The organism is Kineococcus arenarius subsp. arenarius, assembly GCF_050871845.1.
Classification (GTDB): domain Bacteria; phylum Actinomycetota; class Actinomycetes; order Actinomycetales; family Kineococcaceae; genus Kineococcus.
On the sequence record NZ_JBJLSE010000058.1, the window covers coordinates 1 to 23545 of the forward strand.

Annotated in this window: 19 protein-coding genes; 12 read left to right on the forward strand and 7 right to left on the reverse strand. The window is 75.6% G+C overall.

Annotated features, from left to right (window positions below; all coding sequences use genetic code 11):
* Positions 1-202: 202 nt before the first annotated feature.
* Positions 203-2596: a glycoside hydrolase family 9 protein gene (locus ACRYM0_RS13870; RefSeq protein ID WP_432506030.1), complete on the forward strand. Its 2394-nt coding sequence runs from the start codon at positions 203-205 to the stop codon at positions 2594-2596.
* A 66-nt stretch (positions 2597-2662) separates the two neighbouring features.
* Here the strand turns inward: ACRYM0_RS13870 and ACRYM0_RS13875 are convergent, their stop codons facing one another.
* Positions 2663-3124: a MarR family winged helix-turn-helix transcriptional regulator gene (locus ACRYM0_RS13875; RefSeq protein ID WP_432505997.1), complete on the reverse strand. Its 462-nt coding sequence runs from the start codon at positions 3122-3124 to the stop codon at positions 2663-2665.
* Between the two features lie 75 nt (positions 3125-3199).
* Between ACRYM0_RS13875 and ACRYM0_RS13880 the strand changes: the two genes are divergently transcribed.
* A complete protein-coding gene (locus tag ACRYM0_RS13880) occupies positions 3200-3568 on the forward strand; it encodes a VOC family protein (protein WP_432505999.1) in 369 nt (122 codons plus the stop codon).
* 15 nt (positions 3569-3583) lie between these two features.
* Here ACRYM0_RS13880 and ACRYM0_RS13885 read toward each other — a convergent pair whose 3' ends face one another.
* The gene (locus ACRYM0_RS13885; RefSeq protein WP_432506001.1) at positions 3584-4120 is read right to left on the reverse strand and encodes a CGNR zinc finger domain-containing protein; all 537 of its coding nucleotides are present in this window, start codon (positions 4118-4120) and stop codon (positions 3584-3586) included.
* Between the two features lie 39 nt (positions 4121-4159).
* On the opposite strand from ACRYM0_RS13885, the gene ACRYM0_RS13890 reads away from it, so the two are divergent.
* The 3 genes from ACRYM0_RS13890 to ACRYM0_RS13900 all read left to right on the forward strand — a co-directional run bounded on the left by ACRYM0_RS13890 (position 4160) and on the right by ACRYM0_RS13900 (position 6323).
* Positions 4160-5194 (forward strand): EamA family transporter, encoded by a 1035-nt coding sequence (locus tag ACRYM0_RS13890; RefSeq protein WP_432506003.1) that lies wholly within the window; start codon positions 4160-4162, stop codon positions 5192-5194.
* Positions 5191-5802 (forward strand): dihydrofolate reductase family protein, encoded by a 612-nt coding sequence (locus ACRYM0_RS13895; protein ID WP_432506004.1) that lies wholly within the window; start codon positions 5191-5193, stop codon positions 5800-5802. Before ACRYM0_RS13890 ends, ACRYM0_RS13895 begins: the two co-directional genes overlap by 4 nt.
* A 107-nt stretch (positions 5803-5909) precedes the next feature.
* On the forward strand, positions 5910-6323 hold the full coding sequence (locus tag ACRYM0_RS13900; protein ID WP_432506006.1) for a hypothetical protein: 414 nt from the start codon (positions 5910-5912) through the stop codon (positions 6321-6323).
* Positions 6324-6329: 6 nt separating this feature from the next.
* Here ACRYM0_RS13900 and ACRYM0_RS13905 read toward each other — a convergent pair whose 3' ends face one another.
* Positions 6330-9143 (reverse strand): family 78 glycoside hydrolase catalytic domain, encoded by a 2814-nt coding sequence (locus tag ACRYM0_RS13905; protein ID WP_432506008.1) that lies wholly within the window; start codon positions 9141-9143, stop codon positions 6330-6332.
* A 53-nt stretch (positions 9144-9196) separates the two neighbouring features.
* Entirely contained in the window at positions 9197-10957 is a 1761-nt protein-coding gene (locus ACRYM0_RS13910; protein WP_432506009.1) for an ABC transporter ATP-binding protein, read from the reverse strand.
* Positions 10958-11047: 90 nt separating this feature from the next.
* Here ACRYM0_RS13910 and ACRYM0_RS13915 point away from each other — a divergent pair, with 90 nt between their 5' ends.
* The 5 genes from ACRYM0_RS13915 (at position 11048) to ACRYM0_RS13935 (ending at position 17427) form a co-directional block, all read left to right on the forward strand.
* On the forward strand, positions 11048-14161 hold the full coding sequence (locus ACRYM0_RS13915; protein WP_432506011.1) for a DEAD/DEAH box helicase: 3114 nt from the start codon (positions 11048-11050) through the stop codon (positions 14159-14161).
* Between the two features lie 4 nt (positions 14162-14165).
* The gene (locus ACRYM0_RS13920; protein WP_432506012.1) at positions 14166-15032 is read left to right on the forward strand and encodes an SWIM zinc finger family protein; all 867 of its coding nucleotides are present in this window, start codon (positions 14166-14168) and stop codon (positions 15030-15032) included.
* Between the two features lie 89 nt (positions 15033-15121).
* Entirely contained in the window at positions 15122-15919 is a 798-nt protein-coding gene (locus tag ACRYM0_RS13925; RefSeq protein ID WP_432506014.1) for an amino acid ABC transporter substrate-binding protein, read from the forward strand.
* Positions 15920-15949: 30 nt separating this feature from the next.
* Entirely contained in the window at positions 15950-16618 is a 669-nt protein-coding gene (locus ACRYM0_RS13930; RefSeq protein WP_432506016.1) for an amino acid ABC transporter permease, read from the forward strand.
* A 5-nt stretch (positions 16619-16623) separates the two neighbouring features.
* A complete protein-coding gene (locus ACRYM0_RS13935; protein WP_432506018.1) occupies positions 16624-17427 on the forward strand; it encodes an amino acid ABC transporter ATP-binding protein in 804 nt (267 codons plus the stop codon).
* Between the two features lie 52 nt (positions 17428-17479).
* On the opposite strand, the gene ACRYM0_RS13940 is transcribed toward ACRYM0_RS13935, so the two are convergent.
* The 3 genes from ACRYM0_RS13940 to ACRYM0_RS13950 form a co-directional block, all read right to left on the reverse strand.
* On the reverse strand, positions 17480-19186 hold the full coding sequence (locus ACRYM0_RS13940) for a glycerol-3-phosphate dehydrogenase/oxidase (RefSeq protein WP_432506020.1): 1707 nt from the start codon (positions 19184-19186) through the stop codon (positions 17480-17482).
* A gap of 103 nt (positions 19187-19289) precedes the next feature.
* Positions 19290-20822, reverse strand: coding sequence for a glycerol kinase GlpK (gene glpK / locus ACRYM0_RS13945; protein WP_432506022.1), 1533 nt, complete (start codon positions 20820-20822; stop codon positions 19290-19292).
* Between the two features lie 50 nt (positions 20823-20872).
* Entirely contained in the window at positions 20873-21715 is an 843-nt protein-coding gene (locus ACRYM0_RS13950; protein ID WP_432506024.1) for an MIP/aquaporin family protein, read from the reverse strand.
* 166 nt (positions 21716-21881) lie between these two features.
* Here ACRYM0_RS13950 and ACRYM0_RS13955 point away from each other — a divergent pair, with 166 nt between their 5' ends.
* Together ACRYM0_RS13955 and ACRYM0_RS13960 are read left to right on the forward strand one after the other, a co-directional pair.
* The gene (locus ACRYM0_RS13955; RefSeq protein WP_432506026.1) at positions 21882-22379 is read left to right on the forward strand and encodes a hypothetical protein; all 498 of its coding nucleotides are present in this window, start codon (positions 21882-21884) and stop codon (positions 22377-22379) included.
* Between the two features lie 147 nt (positions 22380-22526).
* Positions 22527-23545 (forward strand): MFS transporter (locus tag ACRYM0_RS13960; RefSeq protein ID WP_432506028.1); only part of this gene is annotated, 1019 nt, incomplete at its 3' end.

Here is a 23545-nt window from a genome sequence, read left to right on the forward strand (position 1 = left end):
TCCAGGAGCAGGCGCCGCCCGCCCCCCCCCCCCCCCCCCCCCCCCCCCCCCCCCCCCCCCCCCCCCCCCCCCCCCCCCCCCCCCCCCCCCCCCCCCCCCCCCGCGGTGGGTGGGGGTGGGGTCGCGTTGACAGGAGCCCGTCGACGGGTGAGGCTGTGGCTGCGCTGTGAGAGCGCTCTCAACGAGGAGGAACCCCGTGCCGATGCACCCCCGGCGGAAGCGCCGCGCCCGCGCGCTGACCGCGGCCACCGCACTGATCGTCCCCGCAGGTCTCCTGCTCACCCCCGCGGCGGCCCAGGCCGCCGACCAGATCACCAACGGCACCTTCGACCAGGGCACCACCGGCTGGACGGTCTACCCCACCGCCTCCGTGCAGGACGGCGCCGGCTGCACCACCGTCCCCGCCGGCACCGACGCCTACGGTGCGGCGATCCAGCAGGACGTCCCGCTCGTGGAGGGCGAGACCTACCGGCTCAGCTTCCGCGCCCGCAGCACCCCGGCCACCGAGGGACCGGTGCGCGTGGTCGTGCAGGGCGGGGAGGACGTCAACTACCAGCAGTTCCTTCCCGCCGTGAAACCCGCCTTCGAGAGCGCGTTCGGCACGTACGAGTACTTCTTCACGGCCGAGCGCGACTACCCGAACGCCCAGCTCGCCTTCCAGCAGGACGTCGTCAACCCCGTCGCCTACACGTTGTGCGTCGACGACGTGGCGCTCGAGGGCGGCGCCGAGCGCCCGCCGTACGTGCCCGAGACCGGCCCGCGCGTGCGCGTGAACCAGGAGGCGTACCTGCCGGACGGCCCCAAGGGCGCCACCGTGGTCACCGAGGCCACCGGCGCGCTGCCGTGGGAGCTGAAGAACTCCGCCGGTGCCACCGTCGCGAAGGGCCGGACCACCCCGCGCGGCGTCGACCCCAGCGCCGGCCTGAACGTCCACACGATCGACTTCACCCGCTACGCGGAGGCCGGCGAGGAGTACGTGCTGGTCGCCGACGGGGAGACCAGCCACCCGTTCGACATCGGCGAGGCGGCCTACGAGCGCCTCCGCGACGACGCGATGACGTTCTTCTACACCAACCGCAGCGGCACCCCGATCTCCGACGAGCTCGCCCCCGGCTACGGCCGCGAGGCCGGCCACGTCGGTGTCGCCCCGAACCAGGGCGACACCGCGGTGCCGTGCCAGAGCCTGGACGACGACTCGCAGGCGATCCTCGTGGCCCAGGGCGACGAGCCGTGGACGTGCGACTACACCACCGACGTCACCGGCGGCTGGTACGACGCCGGCGACCACGGCAAGTACGTCGTCAACGGCGGCATCGCGGTCGCGCAACTGCTGCAGCAGTACGAGCGCAGCCTGCACGCGCCCACCGCGGACCGCGGCGCGCTGGCCGACGGCACCCTGTCGATCCCCGAGTCCGGCAACGGCGTCCCGGACGTCCTGGACGAGGCGCGCTGGGAGCTGGAGTGGTTCCTGAAGATGCAGGTGCAGCCCGGCCGTCCCCTGGAGGGGATGGTGTTCCACAAGGTCGCCGACGTCGACTGGACCGGCCTGCCGCTGGACCCGGCTGCCGACCCGCAGCCCCGGGTGCTGTACCGGCCCTCGACCGCCGCGACGCTGAACGTCGCCGCGACCGCCGCGCAGGGCGCGCGCCTGTTCGCGGAGTTCGACCCGGAGTTCTCGCAGCGCCTGCTCGCCGCGGCCCGCACCGCCTACGCCGCGGCGCGGGCGAACCCGGAGCTGTACGCCCCGGCGCCCGACGCGACGCTCGACCCGAACCCGGGCAGCGGCCCGTACGACGACGACGACGTGTCCGACGAGTTCTACTGGGCCGCCGCCGAGCTGTACCTGACCACCGGTGAGCCGCGGTTCCGCAAGGACGTGCTGCGCTCCCCCGTGCACACCGCCGACGTCTTCCCCGCCACCGGTTTCGACTGGGGCCACGTGGGCGCCCTGGGCCGCCTGGACCTGGCCACCGTGCCCAGCCGGCTGAACGAGTCGGAGCTGCGGCAGGTGCGGCGCTCGGTGACCGAGGCGGCCGGCCGCCTCCTCGCCGACCAGGCGAGCCAGCCGTTCGGGCAGGCCTACGCCCCTGAGGACGGCCAGTACGCCTGGGGCTCGAACGCGCAGATCCTGTCGAACCTGCAGGTCCTGGGCACCGCCTTCGACCTGACGGGGAAGGACGCCTACCGCGACGGGGTGGTCCGCAGCATGGACTACCTGCTGGGCCGCAACGCGCTGAACAACTCCTACGTCACCGGCTACGGGGACGTGTACTCGCAGAACCAGCACTCGCGGATGTACGCGAACCAGCTGGACCCGGCGCTGCCGAACCCGCCGGCGGGCACGGTGGCCGGTGGGCCGTACTCGCCCACCGCCACCAGCGGTGACCCGATCACCGCGGCGCTGTTCCCCGACGGCTGCGTGGCGCAGTTCTGCTACGTCGACGACATCGGCTCGTGGTCGACCAACGAGATCACGATCAACTGGAACGCGCCGATGGCGTGGGTGGCGTCCTTCGTGGCCGACCAGGACTCCGGGTGCGACTCCGGCCGCGGTTCCGGGCGCGGGCACGGGCACGGCGGCGGCCACCGCGGCTGAACCGGGCCCCCACCCCGCGACGCGCCCCGTCGCCCGGCACCGCGCCGGGCGGCGGGGCGCCGCGCGTCACGGCCCCTCGGGGTGCCGCTCGCCGAGGGCGGCGGTGCAGGCGGCGAGGTCCTGGCGCAGCCGGTGCTGCCCGCCGGCCCCGAGGGGTTCCAGCATCCGCCGTTCCACCGCGCGCACGGCGGCGCTCGCCGCGCGCAGCAGTTCGCGCCCGCCCGCGGTCAGCTCGGCGGGCAGCGCCCGGCCGTGCGGGGCGGTGCCGGGGCGGGTGACCAGCCCCCGCTCCTCCAGGCCGCGCAGCACGCCGTTCGTGGCCTGGCGGGTGACGAACGCCCCGCGCGCCAGTTCGGCGTTGGACAGCCCCGGCTGCTGCCCGAGCAGCTCCAGGCACGCGTACTGCGGCACGGTCAGCTCCAGCGGCCGCAGCGCCGACTCCATCGCGCCGCGCAGCGCGGCGGCGGCCCGCTTGAGCGCGTAGCCGACCGACTCCTCCAGCGGTCCCACCGCCTCGTCTCGACTCACGTCAAGAGCTTGACACAGATCGAGGGCCCGGCGCAGACTCCGGGTGTCAAGTCCCTGACATCGAAGGAGCCCCGCGTGACCGTCACCGGACCCGACTTCCTGGCGCTGCAGGTGCGCGACCTGGAGCGCGCCGCCGCCTTCTACGAGACCCGGCTGGGCCTGCGCCGCGCACCCGCCGGCCCGCCGCACGCGGTCGTCTTCGACACCGCGCCGATCCCCTTCGCCGTGCGCGAACCGCTGCCCGGCGTCGACCTGGACGCCGCCCCGCACCCCGGCCTGGGCGTCGCGCTGTGGCTGCGCGCCGACGACGCCCAGGGGCTGCACGACGACCTTGCCGCCGCGGGCACGCCGATCCTCAGCGCCCCGGCCGACGGGCCGTTCGGGCGCACCTTCACCTTCGCCGACCCCGACGGCTACGCCGTCACGGTCCACGACGGCACCTGAGCGCCGGCGCGGCGCCTACCGCGAGCGCCGGCGCGCGCGGTAGGCGGCCACCGCGTTGCGGTTGGCGCAGGCGGTGCTGCAGAAGCGCCGGGACCGGTTGCGGCTGAGGTCCAGCACGAGCCCGTCGCAGCCGTCGTCGGCGCACACGGACAGGCGCGAGCCCTCCCCCGTGCGCACGACGTCGACGACGGCCATCGCCGTCTCCACCGCGACGCGGCGCGTCAGCGGGGCGTCGTCGGCGACGGCGTGCAGGTGCCAGTCCTGCTCCCCGTGGCGCACGAGCCGCGGCAGGGCGCGCGCGTCCGCGAGCAGGTCGTTGACCAGGACGGCGGCGCGGTCGCGGTCGGCGACCAGCAGCTCGCGCAGCACGGGGCGCAGCGCCCGCACCTCGGCCAGCTCGGCGGCGTCGCCGTCGCGGCGGCCGGTGTAGCCGTGCTCCTGGTACCAGGTGTCGAGGTCCTCGACGCTCGTGAGCGCGTCCGGTTCCCCGGCGGTGTTGACGAGCGCGACGGCGGACAGCAGCGCCGCCTCGGTGTCATGGGCGAAAACCACGTTGACACCTTACGCGGGCCGTCCCTACTGTCATCTGCCATGACCTCGGTGACCGGTGACACCCGGCGCTCCCCCACCAGCGGGACCGGCGGTGCCGCCTTCGCCGTCGTCTCGGCGGCCTCCTTCGGCCTCTCCGGCGCCCTCGCCCGCGGCCTGCTGGACACCGGGTGGACCCCCGGCGCCGTGGTCCTCGTGCGGATCGCACTGGCCGCCCTGGTGCTGGCCCCCGCCGCGGCGTGGAGCCTGCGCGGGCGGTGGGGCGCCCTGCGGCGCTCCTGGCGCACGGTCGTGCTCTACGGGCTGCTCGCCGTGGCCGGAGCGCAGTTCTGCTACTTCTCCGCGGTGGCGACGATGGACGTCGGCCCGGCCCTGCTCATCGAGTACACCGCCCCGGTCGCCGTGGTCGCCTGGACCTGGCTGCGCACCGGCAGCCGCCCGGCCCCGGCCACCCTGGCCGGGGCCGTGCTCGCCGCCGGCGGGCTCGTGCTCGTGCTGGACCTGTTCTCCGGGGCGGACCTGGCGCTGTCCGGCGTCGCGTGGGCGTTCGGCGCGATGGTGGGCGCCACCGCCTACTTCCTGATCTCCGCCGACACCGGCACGGGGCTGCCGCCGCTGGCCCTGGCCGGCGGCGGGCTCGCCGTCGGCGCCACGGCCCTGGGTGCCCTGGCCCTGGCCGGGCTGCTGCCGGTGCGGTTCGCCACCGCGACCGTCCCGTACGCGCCGGGGAGCGTGGCGTGGTGGGTCCCGCTGCTGCCGCTGGGGCTGGTGACCGCCGCCCTCGCCTACGCCACCGGCGTCGCGGCCGGGCGCCGCCTCGGCTCGCGGGTCGCCTCGTTCCTGGCGCTGCTGGAGGTCCTGGCAGCGGTCGTCTTCGCCGCGCTCCTGCTGGACCAGCGCCCCGGCGCGGTGCAGCTCGCCGGCGGCGCCCTCGTGCTCGCCGGGGTCGTCGTCGTCAAGACCGCCGAGGGGCGCACCCCCTCGACACCCCCCGCGCCCCGGATCGACGATGAGTTCCCCCACCCGCGCCGGTCACAGCGGGACGTGGTGGCGCAGGAGACCGAGGAGCAGCGATGAGGATCGTCGTCAGCGAGTTCACGAGCCTGGACGGCGTCGTGCAGGCACCCGGCGGGGCCGAGGAGGACACCGACGGGGGTTTCGCCCACGGCGGCTGGTCGATGCCGCACTTCGACCCCGAGGTGCTCGGCGGGGCGGTCGACGCCCTCATGGGCGAGACGGAGGCGCTGCTGTTCGGCGCCCGCACCTGGCGGACCATGGCCGCCGCCTGGCCCGAGCGCGGCGGGGACGGCGACGAGTTCACCGACCGGATGAACTCGATCCCCAAGCACGTCGCCTCGCGCACCCTCACCCCCGCCGACCTGACCTGGCGGGGTTCGCACCTGCTGCCCGCCGACGACGCGATCGGTGCGGTGCGCCGGCTGCGCGAGGACGGCGGCGCCGGCGCGGGCGGCGTGCTGCAGGTGATGGGCAGCGCCTCCCTGGCCACGCAGCTGGCCGAGCAGGACCTCGTCGACGAGTACCAGCTGGCGCTGAACCCGGTCCTGCTCGGCGGCGGCAAGAGCGTCTTCCCCGCCGACGGGCGCGCGCGGCCGCTGGAGCTCGTGTCCGCGACGACGAGCCCCACCGGCGTGCTGGTGTGCCGCTACCGGGTGGTGCGCGGCTGACCCCGGGGCGCGCTGCCCCTGATCGACCCGGGATCCCGGCCCGGATCCCGGGTCGGGGTCTTGACGCGGGGCCGGGCGCAGGGTTCTCCTCGCAGGTGGGAGGGGTCGTGGACAGCACCGGCGTCGCGGGGGCGAGGACGTGGAGAGGGCTGCCCACCGCGTGGGCGGTGGCCTACGCCGCCACGGCCGCCGCCGGAGGGCTGCGCGCGCCCGGCACGGTCCTCGTCGCAGCGGTCGTGCTGTGCGCCCTGCTGCTGGTGCTGCCGGCGCTGGCCCCGCCGGCGCTCACCGCGCACCCCCGTTCGCGGCGCGTCCTGCTGCTGGCGGCCGCCGCGGCGGCGGCCGTGGTGCCGTTCGTGGGCGGCGTCGAGGCGCTGGGGGCCGCCGGTCAGGTGGCCGCCGCGGTGCTCACCGCCGCGGGCGGCGCGCTGGCGCTGCGCGCGGCCGAGGGGGTGCAGCAGGCCCTCGACGAGAGCGGGCCACGCCTGCCCCGCCCCGGGTCCCCGCGCCAGGAGGCGTGAGCCGCCTCAAGCGCCCCGGCCGAACGTGCTCGTCCCGCTGCCCACGAGGTGGGTCACCCGGCCGGCGCCCTCCTCGAGCAGTCGCGGGCGGCCCTCGCCGCGCGCGCCCGGCGAGTCGGCCGGCAGGACGACGCGCGCGCTGACGCCCACGGGCACGTCCACCTCCAGCCGCGTGCCGGTGCCCTCCTCGCGCGACCAGCGCACCTGCACCGGCCCGCGCTGCGTCCAGCGGGTGCCGGCCGCGCGCCGCAGCGCGCACACCGGGGGCCGCACCTCCACCAGGGCCGCGCCGGGGGCGGCGATCCGCACGCCCAGCAGCACCTCCTGGACGTCCACGACCGCCTGCGCGCCCCAGCCGTGCGAGTAGCTGTTGTCCGCCACGGGGTTCCACTGCTCCCAGCAGCAGGTGCCGCCGCGGGCCAGGACGTTCGCCCAGCCGTCCGCGTGCGGGTCGGTGAGCAGGCGCAGCACCGCGTCCGCGCGCCCGGCGGCGGCCAGCGCCTGCAGCAGCCGGTGCGCCGTCATCGGGCCCTGGTTCATCCCCAGGGACTGCACGTGGTCGGCGACGGCGGCGACGTCCGCCTCGGGCACGAACCCCAGCGCGAGCGGCAGCGAGCTGGAGATCTGCGCGGCGCCCGCCGAGGGCGTCCCGTCGGGGGCCAGGCCGTCGACGTAGGCGCCGTCGGGGCGGCGCAGCCGGGTGTTCACCGCGCGCACCAGCGCAGCGGCGCGCTGCTCGTGCCGCGCCACCTCGTCGGCCGGCCGGCCCAGCGCCCGTGCCAGCCGAGCCAGCGACGCGTGCGCGTCGACCGCCCAGGCGTTCACGGGCGTGCGCACCCCGTCGAGCGTGCCGTCCCAGTCGTAGCCGTACCGCATGGCGGCCGGCCAGTCCACGATGCCCTGCCGGTACACGGCGTTCTCCCGGCCGCGCGAACCGCCGCCGGGCAGCGCCGTGACCAGCCCGGTGGCCGGGTCGGTGGCGCGCTGCACGTACTCGCCGATCTCCACCAGCGCCGGGTACACCTGCTCGGGCAGTTCGAGGTCACCGGTCTCGACGTGGTGCTGCCACACCCACCCCGGGACCATCTCGGTGAAGTCGGGGATGTCGCGCGGGCCGTCGCCGTTGGGGTAGACGGCGTTGACTCGACCGCGGAACTCCCCCTCGCACCAGTACCGCGCCTGGGAGGCGACGATCTCGCGGATCGCCTGCCGGGTCAGCGCGCGTTCCCCGCACGCGGCCGTGGTGGCGGCCGAGATGTTGATCGCGTCGGCGGTGAACTGGCCCTTCTCCCGGGTCGGGGTGTCCAGGAACTGCTCCTGGGCGCACACCAGCGCCGAGTGCCGCATGAGCTCGAACACCTCGTCCAGCACCGCCTCGGAGCTGGAGAAGGCCGCCGGGTGCGGGGCCTCGGTGTGCTGCACCACCGCGCGCACGTCGGCGCACGTCAGTTCCTCGCCCGCCACGGCGTCCGCGTCCAGCTGCACGTAGCGGAAACCCCAGTACGTGAAGGGCCGCACCTCCTGCTCACCGTCGCGCTGCACGAGGTCGAACCACGTGCGGCTGCCCTGCGTGGAGGTGCGGTCGGTGGCCACGCGCCCGTCGGGGTCGAGGGTGTAGCCGGTCAGCACCCGCACCCGCCGGCCGGCGACGCCGCGGCGGAACCGCAGCACGGGGACGGCCGAGACCACCTGCCCGAGGTCCGCGACGAGCGTGCCGTCCGGCAGCCGGTCCAGCGACACCGCCTCGCGCTCGGTGCGCTCCAGCCGGGTCTCCTGCGCGTTCAAGCGGGTGAACTCCGGCGTCCCGTCGGCGCGCGCCGGCAGCGGGTGCTCGCCCACGACGACGGGTTCCTCCCAGCTCGCGCCCCGCCCGTCGTAGCCGGGCCGGTCCCACCCGTCCGGTTCGGCGCGGGCGTCGTACTCCTCCCAGTAGTCGCCGGCGTCGTCGTTGCGGTAGCGCTCGGTGTAGCGGCGCGGGCTGCCGGGGACGTCGTCGACCTCGGGGGCGCACCACTGCGGGGCGCGCGCCACGCGCCAGGTCCCGTCGCTGACGACGGTGGTGCGGCTGCCGTCGGCGTGGTCGGCGACGAGCTTGAGCAGGAACCCCGAGGGGTGCCCGTCCGGGCCCGGGGGGTTCCCCTGGCAGGTCCCCACCCAGTAGTGGTAGACGACCCCGATCGCCAGGCGGGTCCCGGCGCGCACGTGCGCGGTGACGTCGGTGGTCTGGGAGTAGCCCTCCGAGGGGTAGCCGAACGCGTGGCCGCGGGCGACGACGACGCCGTCCAGGTGCAGCTCGTACTGCTTGCTCGCCGCGACGTGCACCCGGGCCCGCACCACGGGTGAGACCGGGACGTCCACCTCGCGCCGGGCCAGGGTGTAGTCGTCGTAGGCGTCCAGGGACGTGGTGCCCGACCCCGTCGCCGGCGGCGCGGGGACCCGCCGGACCCACTGCGCCCCGGACCAGTCGCGGTCGGTCAGGGCGGTGTCGAAACCCTCCTCGGGCGCGTACGGCGAGACGGCGCCGTCGCGGTCCCAGGTGCGCACCGTCCAGGTGAACGCCTCCCCCGGCGGCAGGTCCGGGACGGGGCAGCGCACCTGCTGGAACTCCGGCGAGTCGACCCGGCCGGTGTCGGCCACCAGCCGCCCGGTCACCGCGTCCAGCAGGCGCACCTGGTAGGCGGTCTGCACCTGGTCGCCGCCGGGGTGCTGCGGCAGCCAGCCGAACCGGGGCGAGGGGCCCGCGCTCAGCGGGCGGGCCAGGTCGTCCACGGTGAGGTGGGCGGGGGCCTGCGGGCGGGTGTCCTGCGCGAGGTTCTCCACGGCTTGGTCCTCCAGGGGTCCGGTCGGTCGTCGGGTCGGTGCGGTCGGTGCGGTCACAGCCGCTGCGCCTGCTGGAGCTCGGCGTAGCGGCCGCCGGTGGCGAGCAGCTCCTCGTGGGTTCCGCTCTCGGCGACGCGACCCCGGTCCAGGACGACGATCCGGTCCGCCGCGCGGACCGTGGACAGCCGGTGCGCGACGACGAGCGTGGTGCGCCCGCGCATGAGGCGGTGCAGCGCCTGCTGCACCGTTGCCTCCGACTCCGCGTCCAGCGCGGAGGTGGCCTCGTCCAGCAGGAGCACCTGCGGGTCGCGCACCAGGGCGCGGGCGATGGCGAGGCGCTGGCGCTGCCCGCCGGACAGCCGGGCACCGCGCTCGCCCACGACCGTGTGCCACCCGTGCGGCAGGGCGTCCACGAAGCTCGCGGCGTTGGCGTCGGCGAGGGCCCGGCGGACCTTCTCGTCGTCGACGTCGGGCAGGCCGTAGGTGACGTTCTCGCGCACCGACCCCTCGAAGAGCACCGACTCCTGCGGCACGACCGACACGTGCCGGCGCACGGTGCGCAGGTCGAGGGTGGCCGCGTCGGTGCCGTCGACGAGCAGCTGCCCGCTCGTGGGGCGCACGAAACCCAGCACCAGGTTCAGCAGCGTCGACTTGCCCGAGCCGGAGGAACCCACGAACGCCACCGTCTCGCCCGGCCGCACGTCGAGGGTCACGCCGGCGAGCGCGTCCTCGACGGCGCCCGGGTAGCGGTAGCGCACGTCCCGCAGCGCCAGCGCGCCGCGCACGGTGGCGACGGGGTCCTTGCCCTCGTTCTCCTCCAGGTCCGGTTCGGTGAGGACCTCGGCGATCGAGCGGATCGACTCCAGCCCCCGCGCGCCGACCGGCAGCAGCATGAGCAGGTTCGTCACCGCACCGGTCAGCAGGGTGAAGTACGAGGACAGCTGCACCACCTGCCCGGGAGTGATCTCCAGCGCGCCGGTGAGGGACGCGAACGCGGCCAGGACCAGGCACAGCACGCCCAGCAGCTGCAGGCTCACCCACGACAGCGCGCTGAAGCGCCCGTTGAGCACGTCCAGCCGGAAACCCGCCTCGCGCACCTCGCGGGCCCCGGCCGCGACCCGCTCGGCGGCGGTTCGCTCCAGCGCGTGGGCGCGGGTGATGGGGACGAGGGTGGCCATCTCCCCCACCCGGGCGGAGAACCGCTCGACCTCGCGGCGCAGCTCCTCGTTGCGCTGCCGCGAGCGCTTGGCCAGGACGTACCGCAGCAGGACCGCCAGCGGGATCGTCAGCGCGTAGAACGGCAGGAACTGCGGGACGGCCAGGGCGGTCATCACGACGGCGCCGAGCACCACCATCGTCGCCGACAGCAGCGGGTGGGCGATCTGCTGGAACATCAGCTCGACGTTCTCCACGTCGCGCACGACCTTGGTCTGCACGACGGAGCTGCTCACGCGCGTGTGGAAACCGATGGACAGGTTCTGCAGCCGCTCGGCGAGCGCGTTGCGCAGGTCGGCGCCGATCGTGCGGACCGCCCCCATGTAGCGCTTGGTGTACTGCACCATGCACGGGTAGTTCTGCACGAGCGCCACCACGGCGACGGCCGTCCACAGCCACAGCCGGCGCACCGGGCCGCCGGCCACCAGCACGTCGATGACCCTGCCGGTGATGACCGGCATCAGCCACAGCGGCGTCTCCTTGACCGCCATGAACGCCACGGCCCCGGCGACCCGCCGGCGGTGGGTGCCCAGCAGGCGCAGGGCCGAGCGCAGCGGACGGTCCCCGTCGAGGAGCCGATCCGGCGGTGGAGCGGTCACCGAACCATCCTGGCACCGCGGCGCCGTGATGGAAAGCGTTTGCCCCACGGGTTCCGGCGATCTGTCGGCGGCACCCCCTAACCTCCCCGCGTGCCCACCGCTCCCGCGCCCCGCTCCCCGGCCCCGCGCGTGAACGGGCTGTGGACGCGGGCGGGCACCCTGGCGCTGTGGGTCGAGGCGCCCCGCCGCCTCCCCGGCGCGGCCCGCCCGGCGGACCTGGCCGCGCTCGCCTCGGCTGCCCCGCGGGCGGTGCACCTGGCCGCCGCGCTGGCCCGGCCGGTCGCCCGCCGGCTCGTCCTGGACCTGCCGTGCACCCCCGCCGGCCGCCCCGCCGCCGCGAGCGCCCGGCCGCGCGCGGACCTGCTGCTGCGCCCGGTGCCGGTCCCCGTGGTCGAGCTGCGCGGCGACGCCGCCCTCGACGTCCTGACCGAGGTGCTGGGCGGGCAGCCGGCCGGGGAGGCCGGCCCGGCCCGGGCGGTCGCCGGCGACGGCCTGCGCTGGCTGGCGCACGTGGCGCTCGGGGCGCGGGCCGCCGTGGACGCCGGCTCCGTCGTGCCGGCCCTGCACGAGGCCGACGGCGCGGCGCACGCCCGCTGGGTGCCGCTGCCCGACAAGCGCTTCGGCCGCTGGCGCACCGCCCTGGCCGAGCTCGCGCCGGCCCTGGTGCGCTGCGAGGCGCGCCCGCCGCGCACCCCGCCGCCCAGCGCCGCCGCCCTGGCCGACGAGGTGTGCGCGACGCTGACCGACCTGCTCGTCAGCGCCCGCACCGAGCACGTGCGCCCGCGCACCGACGCGCTGGGGCCCGGCCCGGCCGCCTGGGTGCGCTCGCTGGCCACTGGTGCGCCGGTGCCAGACGACGTGCAGCCGCGGTCCCTGGCGCACCGGGTGCGCGACTGGCACCGCAGCGGCGACGACGGCGGCTACGACCTGGTGCTGCGCGTGCTCGAACCGCCGCCGGGGCCCGACGGGGACGAGCAGCGCTGGCGGCTGCAGGCGCGGCTGCGGCCCGTCGACGAGCCCAGCCTGGCGCTGACGCTGCAGGAGGTGCGCGCGGAGTCCGGGGCCGGCGCGGGGCCCGGTGCGGGCGAGGACCCGCTGCTGCTGCTCATGGCCCGCACCGCCCGGGCCGCCGCGGCGCACCCGCCGCTGAAGCGGCTGCTCGCCGGTGCCGGCGACGCCGACGTCGAGATCGGCGCCGCCGAGCTGCTGGACCTGGTGGAGGTGGGCGGCCCGAAGCTGACCGCCGCGGGCGTCGCCCTGCAGCTGCCGCGGCACTGGACCCGCCGCAGCGTGGGCCTGGCGCTGCACGCCGGGGCCGCGCAGCCCGGGGTCGTCACGAACCCCCGGCTGCGCCGGGCGGACCTGGTCTCCTTCGAGTGGCGCGCGGCGCTGGGCGACGCCCCCGTCACCGAGGCCGAGCTGCGCGCGCTGGCCGCCTCCCGCGAGCCCCTGGTGCGCTTCCGCGGCGAGTGGGTGCAGGTGGACCGCGAGGCGCTGCGGCGCAGCGCGGAGTTCCTGCGACGGCGCGGCAGCGGACGGGCCACCGTCCTGGACCTGCTCACCGGCCTGGGGTCGGCGCGCGACCTGCCGGCGCCCGTCACCGGCGTCCACGCCCGCGGCGCGCTGGGCGAGGTGCTCGCCGGTCGCGCCGGGCCGCCGGACACCGAGCAGCCGGACACCGAGCAGCCGGACGCCGAGCTGCCCGACCCATCGGGCCTGACCGCGCGGCTGCGCCCCTACCAGCGCCGCGGCGTCGCCTGGCTGGCCGCGATGGCGGAGCTGGGGCTGGGGGCCGTGCTCGCCGACGACATGGGCCTGGGCAAGACGCTGCAGCTGCTCGCGCTGGAGCTGCACGAACGCGGCGGGCCGGGTGCCGGTGCCGGTGCCGGTGCCGGTGCCGGTGCCGGTGCCGGTGCGCCCACGCTGCTGGTGTGCCCGACGAGCCTGGTCGGCAACTGGGCCGCCGAGGCCGCGCGGTTCACCCCCGCGCTGCGCGTGCACCTGCACCACGGCCCCGGCCGCCCCCGCGGCGAGCACCTGGCCCGCACCGCCGCCGCGCACGACCTCGTCGTCACCACGTACGGGCTGCTCGTGCGCGACGCCGAGGACCTGGCCGCCGTGCGCTGGCGGCGCCTGGCGCTGGACGAGGCGCAGCACGTCAAGAACGCCGCCACCCGCGCCGCGCGCGCCGTGCGGGCCGTGCCCGCCGGGCACCGCGTCGCGCTGACGGGCACCCCGGTGGAGAACCGCCTGGAGGACCTGCGCGCCGTGCTGGACGCCGTGAACCCCGGGCTGCTGGGCACCGCGGCGAGCTTCCGCGACACCTTCGCCGTGCCGGTGGAGAAGCTCGGCCACACCGCGCCCGCGCAGCGGCTGGCGCTGGTGACCCGCCCGTTCGTGCTGCGCCGCGTCAAGACCGACCCCGAGGTCGCCCCCGACCTGCCGGCGCGCGTCGAGATGACGGTCCGCGCGAACCTCACCGCCGAGCAGGCCGCCCTGTACCGGGCGGTGCTGGACCGGCTGCTCGCCCGCCTCGCCGACGCCGAGGACCAGGGCCGGCGCGGGCTGGTCCTGGGGGCCCTGACCCGCCTGGCGCAGGTGTGCAACCACCCGGCGCACTACCTCGGCGACGGCTCCGGCGTGCTGCACCGCGGCCGGCACCGCTCCGGCAAGCTGGAGGTCCTCGACGACGTCGTGGGCACCGCGCTGGCCGAGGGCGAGAAGGTGCTGTGCTTCACCCGCTTCGCGGAGTTCGGGCACCTGCTGGCCCCGCACCTGTCCGAGCTGACCGGCCGGCGCGTGCCGTTCCTGCACGGCGGGCTGCCCCGCACCCGCCGCGACGCGGTCGTGGCGGACTTCGCCCGCGAGGACGGCCCCCCGGTGCTGCTGCTGTCGCTGCGCGCGGCCGGCACGGGGCTGAACCTCACCGCCGCCAACCACGTCGTGCACCTGGACCGCTGGTGGAACCCCGCGGTGGAGGACCAGGCCACCGACCGCGCGCACCGCATCGGGCAGCGCCGCGCGGTGCAGGTGCGCACGCTCGTCAGCACCGGGACCGTGGAGGAGAAGGTGGACGAGGTCATCGCCCGCAAGCGCGAGCTGGCCGGAACGGTCGTCGGCAGCGGCGAGCGCTGGATCACCGAGCTGGACGACGAGGCGCTGCACGAGCTGCTGCGCCTGGGCGCCGACGCGGTCGGGGACTGAGGGCGTGGCCCGGTACCGCCGCACCGCACCCGGCGACGCGCGCCCCGGCACGGGGCACCGCGGCGCGTCGCGCCGCAGCGCACCGCGCCCCGCCGCGACCCGCTGGTCGCGCCGCCTGCTCACCGCCCTGCCCCCCGCCCTGGAGCGCGGCCACGACCCCGCCGCCTGGCGCCGCGGCGCCGAGCTCGCCGTCGCGGGGGCGGTGGGCGAGCTGCGCGTGCGCGCCGGGGCGGTCACCGCCCGCGTGCAGGGCGAACGCCCAAGGCCGTGGCTGGTGGAGGTGGGCGTGCGCCGGTGGGGCCCGGCCGAGCTGGACGCGCTCACGGCGGTCCTGGTGGACAACCCGCTGCTCATCGCCCCGCTGGCCGGCGGCGACGTGCCGCCGGTGCTCGCCGGCCTGCTCGACGAGGTCGGCCTGGACCTGCTGCCCTCCCCCGGCGACCTCACCCACGACTGCAGCTGCCCGCACGACGGCGAGGGCGCGTGCGAGCACGCCGCGGCCCTGCTGCACGCCCTCGCCGAGCACGCCGACGCCGAACCCGCCGTGGTCCTGCTGCTGCGCGGGGCCGCCCCGGCGGCGCTGCTGCGCCGGGTGGAGGCCGCCGCCTCCGGCCCCTCCCCCGCTGCCGAGGCGCTGCCCGTGGACCCCGTCGCGTTCCACCGGCTGAGCGCGGAACCGCCGGAGCTGAGCGTGGTGCGGCGCGCACCGGGACGCACCGCCGCGGACGACCTGGACGCGGCGGTCCTGGGTCCGGGCGCCGACGGGGTCGCCGACGCGCTGCGCCCCTTCTACGCGGCGCTGCACGAGGCGGCCGGGCCCGGTCCGCGGCGGGCGGGTGCCGGGCCCGCAGCGCGCGGCGGGAATGGATGACCCCTAGGTTGCTGCTGCACCCGCACGCGTGCCCGACGGGGGCGCGCGGCGCCCACGTCGGGCGCAGCAGCAGCAGGAGGACACACCCCATGCGTCGCAGGACCCTCGGCACCCTCAGCGCTCTGGCCCTCACCGGGCTCCTCGCCGCGTGCGGCGGTGGTGACAGCGGCAGCAGCAGCGGCTCCGCCGCCGCCGAGGAAGCCCTGACGTTCGGCACCGAGGGCACGTACGCGCCGTTCAGCTACCACGACCAGCAGACCAACGAGCTCGTCGGCTACGACATCGACGTGGCGAAGGCGGTCGGCGAGGAGATGGGCCGCGAGGTCGAGTTCTCCGAGAACACCTGGGACGCGCTGATCGCGGGGATGGAGGCCGGCCGCTACGAGGCGGTGGCCAACCAGGTCTCCATCACGCCCGAGCGGCAGGAGCGGTACGCCTTCTCCACCCCCTACACGGTCTCCACCGGTGTCGTCGTCACCCGCGCCGACGACACCTCGGTGACCTCGCTGGCCGACGTGGCCGGCAAGACGTCGGCCCAGTCCGCGACGAGCAACTGGGCGCAGACCGCCACCGAGGCCGGCGCGCAGGTGGAGGCCGTCGAGGGCTTCGCCCAGGCCGTCACCCTGCTCAAGCAGGGGCGGGTGGACGTCACGATCAACGACAACCTCGCCGTCCTGGAGTACCTGAAGGCCACCGGCGACGACGAGATCAAGATCGCCGCCGAGACGTCGGACACCACCGAGCAGGCGTTCCTCTTCCCGGCCGACGACACCGAGCTGGCCCAGCAGGTCAGCGACGCGCTGGAGGCCCTGCGCGCGGACGGCACGCTGGCGGAGATCTCGCAGAAGTGGTTCGGCGAGGACGTCTCCGGCCCGGCCGCCGGCTGACCCGGCGCGGGGGACGGCGGAGGGGGGCGCGTGGACGCGAGCACGTGGCAGCTGGTGCTGGACTCGCTGGGCCCGCTGCTGAGCGGGCTCGTGCGGGGCACCATCCCGCTGACGGTGATCAGCTTCGTGCTCGGCCTCGTCCTGGCGCTGGTGGTGGCCCTGATGCGACTGTCCGGCGTGCGGCTGCTCTCGGGGCTTGCGCGCGCCTACGTCTCCGTCATCCGCGGCACCCCGCTGCTGCTGCAGCTGTTCCTCATCTACTACGGGCTGCCCTCGTTGGGGGTGACGATCCCCGCCTTCCCCGCCGCGGTCATCGCCTTCACCCTCAACGTCGGCGGCTACGCCTCGGAGGTCATCCGCTCCGCGATCCTCTCCGTGCCCCGCGGGCAGACCGAGGCGGCGCTGACGATCGGGATGGACTACCCCACGACGATGCGCCGCATCGTGCTGCCGCAGGCGTCGCGGGTCGCCGTGCCGCCGCTGTCCAACACCCTCATCTCGCTGGTGAAGGACACCTCGCTGGCCTCCACGATCCAGGTGACCGAACTGCTGCGCCAGGCCCAGCAGATCGCGGGGCCCACGTTCGAGTTCTTCGCGCTGTACGGCGTGGCGGCCCTCTACTACTGGGTGGTGTGCCTGGTGCTCTCGTTCGCCCAGTCCCGCGCGGAGACGCGCCTGAACAGGTACGTGGCGAGGTGAGCGCGGTGCGGGGAGCGGCGGGCGCGCCGGGAGCCGCCGGGGGCGGGGCACCGCTGCTCCAGGCGCGCGGGCTGCGCAAGGCCTTCGGGGAGCACGAGGTCCTGCGCGGCATCGACGTGACCGCCCCGGCGGGCACCGTCAGCGTGCTCATCGGCCCGTCCGGTTCGGGCAAGACGACGGTGCTGCGCTCCCTCAACGCGCTGGAGCTGCCGGACGCGGGCAGCGTGCGCATCGGTGAGGTCGAGGTGGCGTTCCCGCAGCAGGAGCGCGGCGGCGCGGCGAAGCGGGCGGTGCGCCGGCTGCGCGCCCAGAGCGGCATGGTCTTCCAGAGCCACAACCTGTTCCCGCACCTGAGCGTCCTGGCGAACGTCATGGAGGGCCCCGTCGTCGTGCAGCGCCGCCCGCGCGAGGAGGTGCGCGCCGAGGCGGTGGCGCTGCTGGAGCGCGTCGGCCTGGCCGACAAGGCCGAGCAGTTCCCCTTCCAGCTCTCCGGCGGCCAGCAGCAGCGCGTCGGCATCGCCCGGGCGCTGGCGATCCGCCCGGAGCTGATGCTGTTCGACGAGCCGACCTCGGCGCTGGACCCCGAGCTCGTCGGCGAGGTGCTCGCCGTCATGAGGGACCTGGCCGCCGAGGGCTGGACGATGGTCGTGGTGACCCACGAGATGCGCTTCGCGCGGCAGGTGGCCGACCGCGTGCTGTTCATGGACGGCGGGGTCGTCGTCGAGCAGGGCGCGCCGGCGGCCGTGCTGGAGGCGCCGCGCGAGGAACGCACGCAGCGGTTCCTCAAGCGCCTCACCGGCACGTTCTGAGGGCCCCGCCCGCCGCGGTGCGGTGGGCGGGGCCCTCCGGGGCCGGGAGGCGTCAGACCGGCACGATCTCCGGGGCGCGCAGGCGCACCGCGTCCGCGGCGGCGTCGTCGGGCTCCTCCTGGGAGGCGCGCTCGGCGGCGACCCGCTCCAGGTAGGTGCGCACCTCCGTGGCACGGCGCTCCTCGTCCCAGCCCAGCGCGTCGCCGACCAGTTGCGCGACGAGCTCCGCGCTCTCGGTGCCGCGGTCGTAGGTCTCGATGGAGATGCGGGTGCGCCGGGCGAGGACGTCGTCGAGGTGGCGGGCGCCCTCGTGCGTGGCGGCGTAGACGACCTCCGCCTTCAGGTAGTCGTCGGCGTGCGGCAGGACCTCGCCCAGGGAGCGGTCCCGCTCGATGAGCGCGAGGACCTCGTCGATCGCCGAGCCGTAGCGGTTCAGCAGGTGCTCGACGTGGTCGACGTGGATGCCGGCGCGCGCGGCGAGCTGGTGCCGCTGGTTCCACAGCGCGTGGTAGCCCTCGGCGCCCACGAGCGGCACGTTCTCCGTGATCGAGGGCGGCACCTTGCCGTCCAGGCCGTCCACCGCGACGTCCACGGCGTCCTTGGCCATCACCCGGTACGTCGTGTACTTGCCGCCGGCGACGACGACGAGTCCGGGCACCGGGTGGCCGACGACGTGCTCGCGCGAGAGCTTGCTGGTGGACTCCGACTCCCCGCTCAGCAGCGGGCGCAGCCCGGCGTAGACGCCCTCCACGTCCGCCCGGGTCAGCGGGGACTTCAGGACCCCGTTGGCGTGCTGGAGGACGTAGTCGATGTCGGCGCTGGTGGCCGCCGGGTGGGCCTTGTCCAGGTCCCAGTCGGTGTCTGTGGTGCCGATGATCCAGTGCCGGCCCCACGGGATGATGAACAGCACGCTCTTCTCGGTGCGCAGGATCATCCCGGTCTTCGACTGGATGCGGTCGCGCGGGACGACCAGGTGGATGCCCTTGGAGGCGCGCACCTTGAACTGCCCCCGGGCGCCCACGAGCTGCTGGGTCTCGTCGGTCCACACGCCGGTGGCGTTGATGACCTGCTTGGCGCGCACCCGGATCTCCGCCCCGGACTCCAGGTCCGCCAGGACCGCGCCGACGACCCGCTCCCCCTCGCGCAGGAACTCCTTCACGCGGGTGCGGTTGGCGCACAGCGCGCCGTAGGTGGCGGCGGTGCGGGCGATCGTCATGGTGTGCCGGGCGTCGTCGACCTGCCCGTCGTAGTACTGGATGGCGCCCACCATGGCGTCGCGGCGGATGCCGGGGGCCTCCTTCTGCACCCCCTTGCGGGTGAGGTGCCGGTGCAGCGGGAAACCCTGGTTGTTGCCGCTGGACAGCGCCATGCCGTCGTACAGGGCCACCCCGGAACCCACGTAGGGCCGTTCGGCGAACCGCTTGGTCAGCGGGTACAGGAACGGCACGGGCTTGACCAGGTGCGGGGCCAGCTTGTTGCGCAGCAGCCCGCGCTCGCGCAGCGCCTCGTGCACGAGGGCGAAGTCGAGCATCTCCAGGTAGCGCAGGCCGCCGTGGACGAGCTTGCTGGACCGGCTCGAGGTGCCGCTGGCCCAGTCGCGGGCCTCCACCAGCCCGGTGCGCAGGCCGCGGGTCACCGCGTCCAGCGCGGCACCGGTGCCGACGACCCCCCCGCCGACGACGAGCACGTCCAGCTCGCCCTCGGCCATCTCGCGCAGCGCGTCCTGCCGCGCCTGCGGCGACAGCGGTTTGGTGTCCACGTCGTGTCCTCCAGATCGAGCGTCTCGTCCATCGTGCGGCCTGCTGCCGCGGAGCGCGCGGGCGGGGTGTCCCCGCCCGCGCGCGGTCACGTCCTCGCGGGCGTCAGTCGACGTCCACCCAGTCCAGCGTGCGCTGCACGGCCTTCTTCCAGCCCTTGTAGCCGTCCGTGCGCTGCTCGTCGGTCCACGTCGGCTCCCAGCGGGCGCCCTCGTTCCAGTTCTCGCGCAGCTCGTCGATGTTCTTCCAGAACCCGACCGCCAGGCCGGCCGCGTAGGCGGCGCCCAGGGCGGTCGTCTCGGCGACGACGGGCTTGGAGACCGGGACGCCGAGGACGTCCGCCTGCAGCTGCATGCACAGCGTGTTCGCGGTGATGCCGCCGTCGACCTTGAGGACCTCCACGGCCACGCCGGAGTCCTCGGCCATCGCCTCGGTGACGTCGCGGCTCTGGTAGCAGATCGACTCCAGCGTGGCGCGGGCGATGTGCGCGTTCGTGTTGTACCGCGACAGGCCGACGATCGCGCCGCGCGCGTCCGAGCGCCAGTACGGGGCGAACAGGCCGGAGAAGGCGGGCACGAAGTAGCAGCCGCCGGAGTCCGCGACCTGGCGGGCCAGCGACTCGGACTCGGCGGCGCCGGAGATGATGCCGAGCTGGTCGCGCAGCCACTGCACGGCCGAGCCGGTCACCGCGATGGAACCCTCCAGCGCGTACACGGGCTTCTCGTCGTTGAACTGGTAGCACACCGTCGTCAGCAGGCCGGCCTTGGAGCGCACCAGCTCGGTGCCGGTGTTCAGCAGCATGAAGTTGCCGGTGCCGTAGGTGTTCTTGGCCATGCCCGGGTCGAAGCAGACCTGGCCGACCATGGCGGACTGCTGGTCGCCGAGGATGCCGGTGAGCTTCACTTCGCCGCCCAGCGGGCCGGTCTCCAGGGTGGTGCCGTAGCCCTCGGTGCACGAGGACGGCTTGATCTCCGGGAGCATCGAGCGGGGGATGCCGAAGATCTCCAGCAGCTCGTCGTCCCAGTCGAGGGTCTCCAGGTCCATGAGCATGGTGCGGCTGGCGTTGGTGACGTCGGTGACGTGGACGCCACCACGGGGGCCACCGGTGAGGTTCCAGATGAGCCACGAGTCGGTGTTGCCGAAGACGGCGTCGCCGTTCTCGGCGGCCTCGCGCACGCCCTCGACGTTCTCCAGGATCCACTGCACCTTGCCGCCGGAGAAGTACGGCGCGGGCGGCAGGCCGGTCTTCTGCCGGATCTTCTGGCCGCGCTCGTCGCGGTCCAGCGCCGAGGCGATCCGGTCGGTGCGGGTGTCCTGCCAGACGATCGCGTTGTAGTAGGGGCGCCCGGTCTTCTTGTTCCAGACCACCGCCGTCTCGCGCTGGTTGGTGATGCCGAGCGCCACGAGGTCGCTCGCGGTCAGCTTCGCCTGGCGCAGGCCCGACTGGATGACCGAGCTGGTGCGCTCCCAGATCTCGATGGGGTCGTGCTCCACCCAGCCGGGCTTCGTCATGATCTGGGTGTGCTCGAGCTGGTACTTGGCCACCTCGTTGCCGCCGTGGTCGAAGACCATGAAGCGGGTGGACGTGGTGCCCTGGTCGACCGCTCCGACGTACCGGGCTGCGCTGTCGTTGGCCATGTTCGTGCTGCCTCTCTGCAGGTGTCGGGAAGGGGTGCCGCCGCCGGCGGTCAGTCGTCCTCGGCCGGGACGCGCCCGGCGGGCTGCTGCTCGTCCTCCTGGTCGGGCAGGTGGCGCTCGATGAGGACGCGGTAGAGGGCGCCACCGATCAGGGCGCCGATCAGCGGGGCGACGATGGGGACCCAGAAGTAGAACTGCCCGCCGGGTTCACGCATCGCCGTGGAGTAGCCGGTGAAGAAGGACGCCAGGCGGGGGCCGAAGTCGCGGGCCGGGTTGATGGCGTAGCCGGCGTTGCTGCCCCAGGCGAAGCCGATGGCCACGACGATCAGGCCGATGATGAACGGGGCGAGGTTCGCCGCCGGCGGCGTGGCCCGCAGTTCGGTGACCGCGAAGATGAGGAAGACGAGGATCGCCGTGCCGACGACCTGGTCGAGGAACGCGGTGCCGATGCTGACGCCCTCGCCCGGCAGGGTGGAGTAGATGCCCTGCGTGTCGAAGGTCGTGCCGGGGTCCACGGTGGCGGTGGCGTCGGCGTACACCCAGCGGACGATCAGCGCGGCGACGAAGGCGCCGAGGAACTGGGCGACGCTGTACGGGAGGACCTTGCGCCAGGCGAAGCCCTTGAAGACCGCCAGGGCGAGGGTCACGGCGGGGTTCAGGTGCGCGCCGCTGGTGCGGCCGGCGACGTAGACGCCGAAGGTGACCCCCAGGCCCCAGGCCCAGTGGATCGAGTCGTCGCCGCCGTTCTGTCCGGCGACGACCTGGGCGACGACACCGACGCCGAAGAGGATGAGGATGGCGGTGCCGGCGAACTCGGCCAGCATCTCGCCGGCGAGGGTCGGCTGGCGGTGGACCACGGGCGGTGCCACGGGTGCCGATCGTGTCTCGGCCATTGGGGGAACTCCTCGTTGAGTCGACGGGCGGCTCGCTGGCCGCGGTCGGGGACGTTAGGAGCCGCACCGGGGGGCGTCAACGACAGGCGTTCGACGATGTCGAACGTTTCGGCCGCACGCCGCCGGGGCGCTCAAGACGACCGCGCTGCCGGCCGATGCAGGCGCGGTGACCGCCACCAGCACCCTGCCCGCCCCGCCCGTCCGCGCCCTCGCGCACCCGGCGCCGCAGCGGTCGCTGGAGCACGCCCTGGAGCTCGCGCTGGACGACGACCTGCGCCTGGGCACCGGGACCGCGCTGCTGCTGGTGGAGGTCACCGCCCACGCCGGCGCGCCGTGCGGCACGGTCCTGGAGCGCCGGATGCGCTCGGCCGTGCGCGCCGCGGGCCGCTGGCTGGCGCTGGCCCCCGGCCTGCACGCGGTGCTGCTGACGGGACTGCGCCCGGCCGTGGCGGAGGTGACGGTCGAACGGGCCGCCGACGCGCTGCTGCACGCCGTGGAGCGCTGGGCACCCACCGACCCGGGCACCGGCGTGGTCGCCAGCGTGGGCGCGAGCCTGGCGCCCGCGCGCGCGGCCACCGCCGCCGAGGCCGTCCGGCAGGCCGGCGCCGCGCTGAGCGCCGCGCGCGCGGCCGGCGGCGGGTGCGCCCGCATCGGCACCGCCTGACGCCTCGCCGCACGCCCCGCCGCGATCGCCGCCCGCAGCGCCGCCTGAACCGGTCCAGCTCGCCGGGCTCGGCTGTGGCAGGCTGCGAGGGCCGGCGGGCCGCCGGCGCCGGGGCGCGGGCCCCGGCCGAGCGACTGGAACGGTGATATGGCGGGGTACGTCGCGCTGCTGCGCGATCCGCGGGTGGCGGCTCCCTTCTCGGCGTCCGTGGTGGCCCGGGTCCCCATCGCGACGGCTCCCCTGGGGCTGGTGCTCCTGGTGCGGGACCAGCGCGACGCCTGGGACCTGGCGGGTCTGGTGACCGGGGTCTTCGCCGTGGGGCTGGCGCTGGGCACCCCCTTCTGGGGGCGCGGGCTGGACCGGCACGGGCAGCCGCGCGTGCTGGTGCCCACGGCCACCGCGAGCGCGGCCCTGCTGGTCGTGCTGACCGCGGCCGTCGCCGCGTCCGCCGTGCCCGCGGCCGTCCTGGTCCTGCTCGCCCTCGGCGCCGGGCTGACGTTCCCGCCCCTGAGCCCGGCGATGCGCACCACCTGGCGGGCCGTGGTGCCCGACGAGGGGCTGCGCCGCCGCGGCTACGCGCTGGACGCGGTGGCCGTGGAGACGCTCTTCGTCGCCGGGCCGCTGCTGCTGACGTTGCTGCTGGCCGTCGGGCCGCCGGTGGTGCCCCTGCTGGTGACCGCCCTGATGCTCGCCGGCGGCACGCTGGCCTACTGCCGCTGCGCGGGCCCGCGCCGGCGGCTGTCGCCCGCCGCCCGCACGGAGACCTCCGTCGGGGCCGGTGCCGGGCTGGGCGTGCTGCGCGCGGTGGGCATCCCCGCGGTGCTGACCGTGATGGCGGCGATGAGCATCGGCTTCGGGCTGCTGGACGTGTCCATGGCCGGCATGGCCGAGCAGCGCTTCGGCTCGGCCGACGACCTCGGCGTGCTGTTCGCCGCCATCGCCTCCGGCAGCGCGGTGGGCGGGCTGCTGTACGGCAGCCGGTCCTGGCGCAGCGCGGACCGGTTGCGCCTGGTGGTGACCCTGGCCGGGTTCGGCGCGCTGCTGGTGGCGCTGGCGGCCAGCGCCGGCAGCCGCCGCCCGCTGCCCCTGCATCTCGCGGCGCGCTTCTGGAACCGGCTCTTATACACTCCCAACCACAACGCCGCTCAGCTCAACCTCGCCGACCA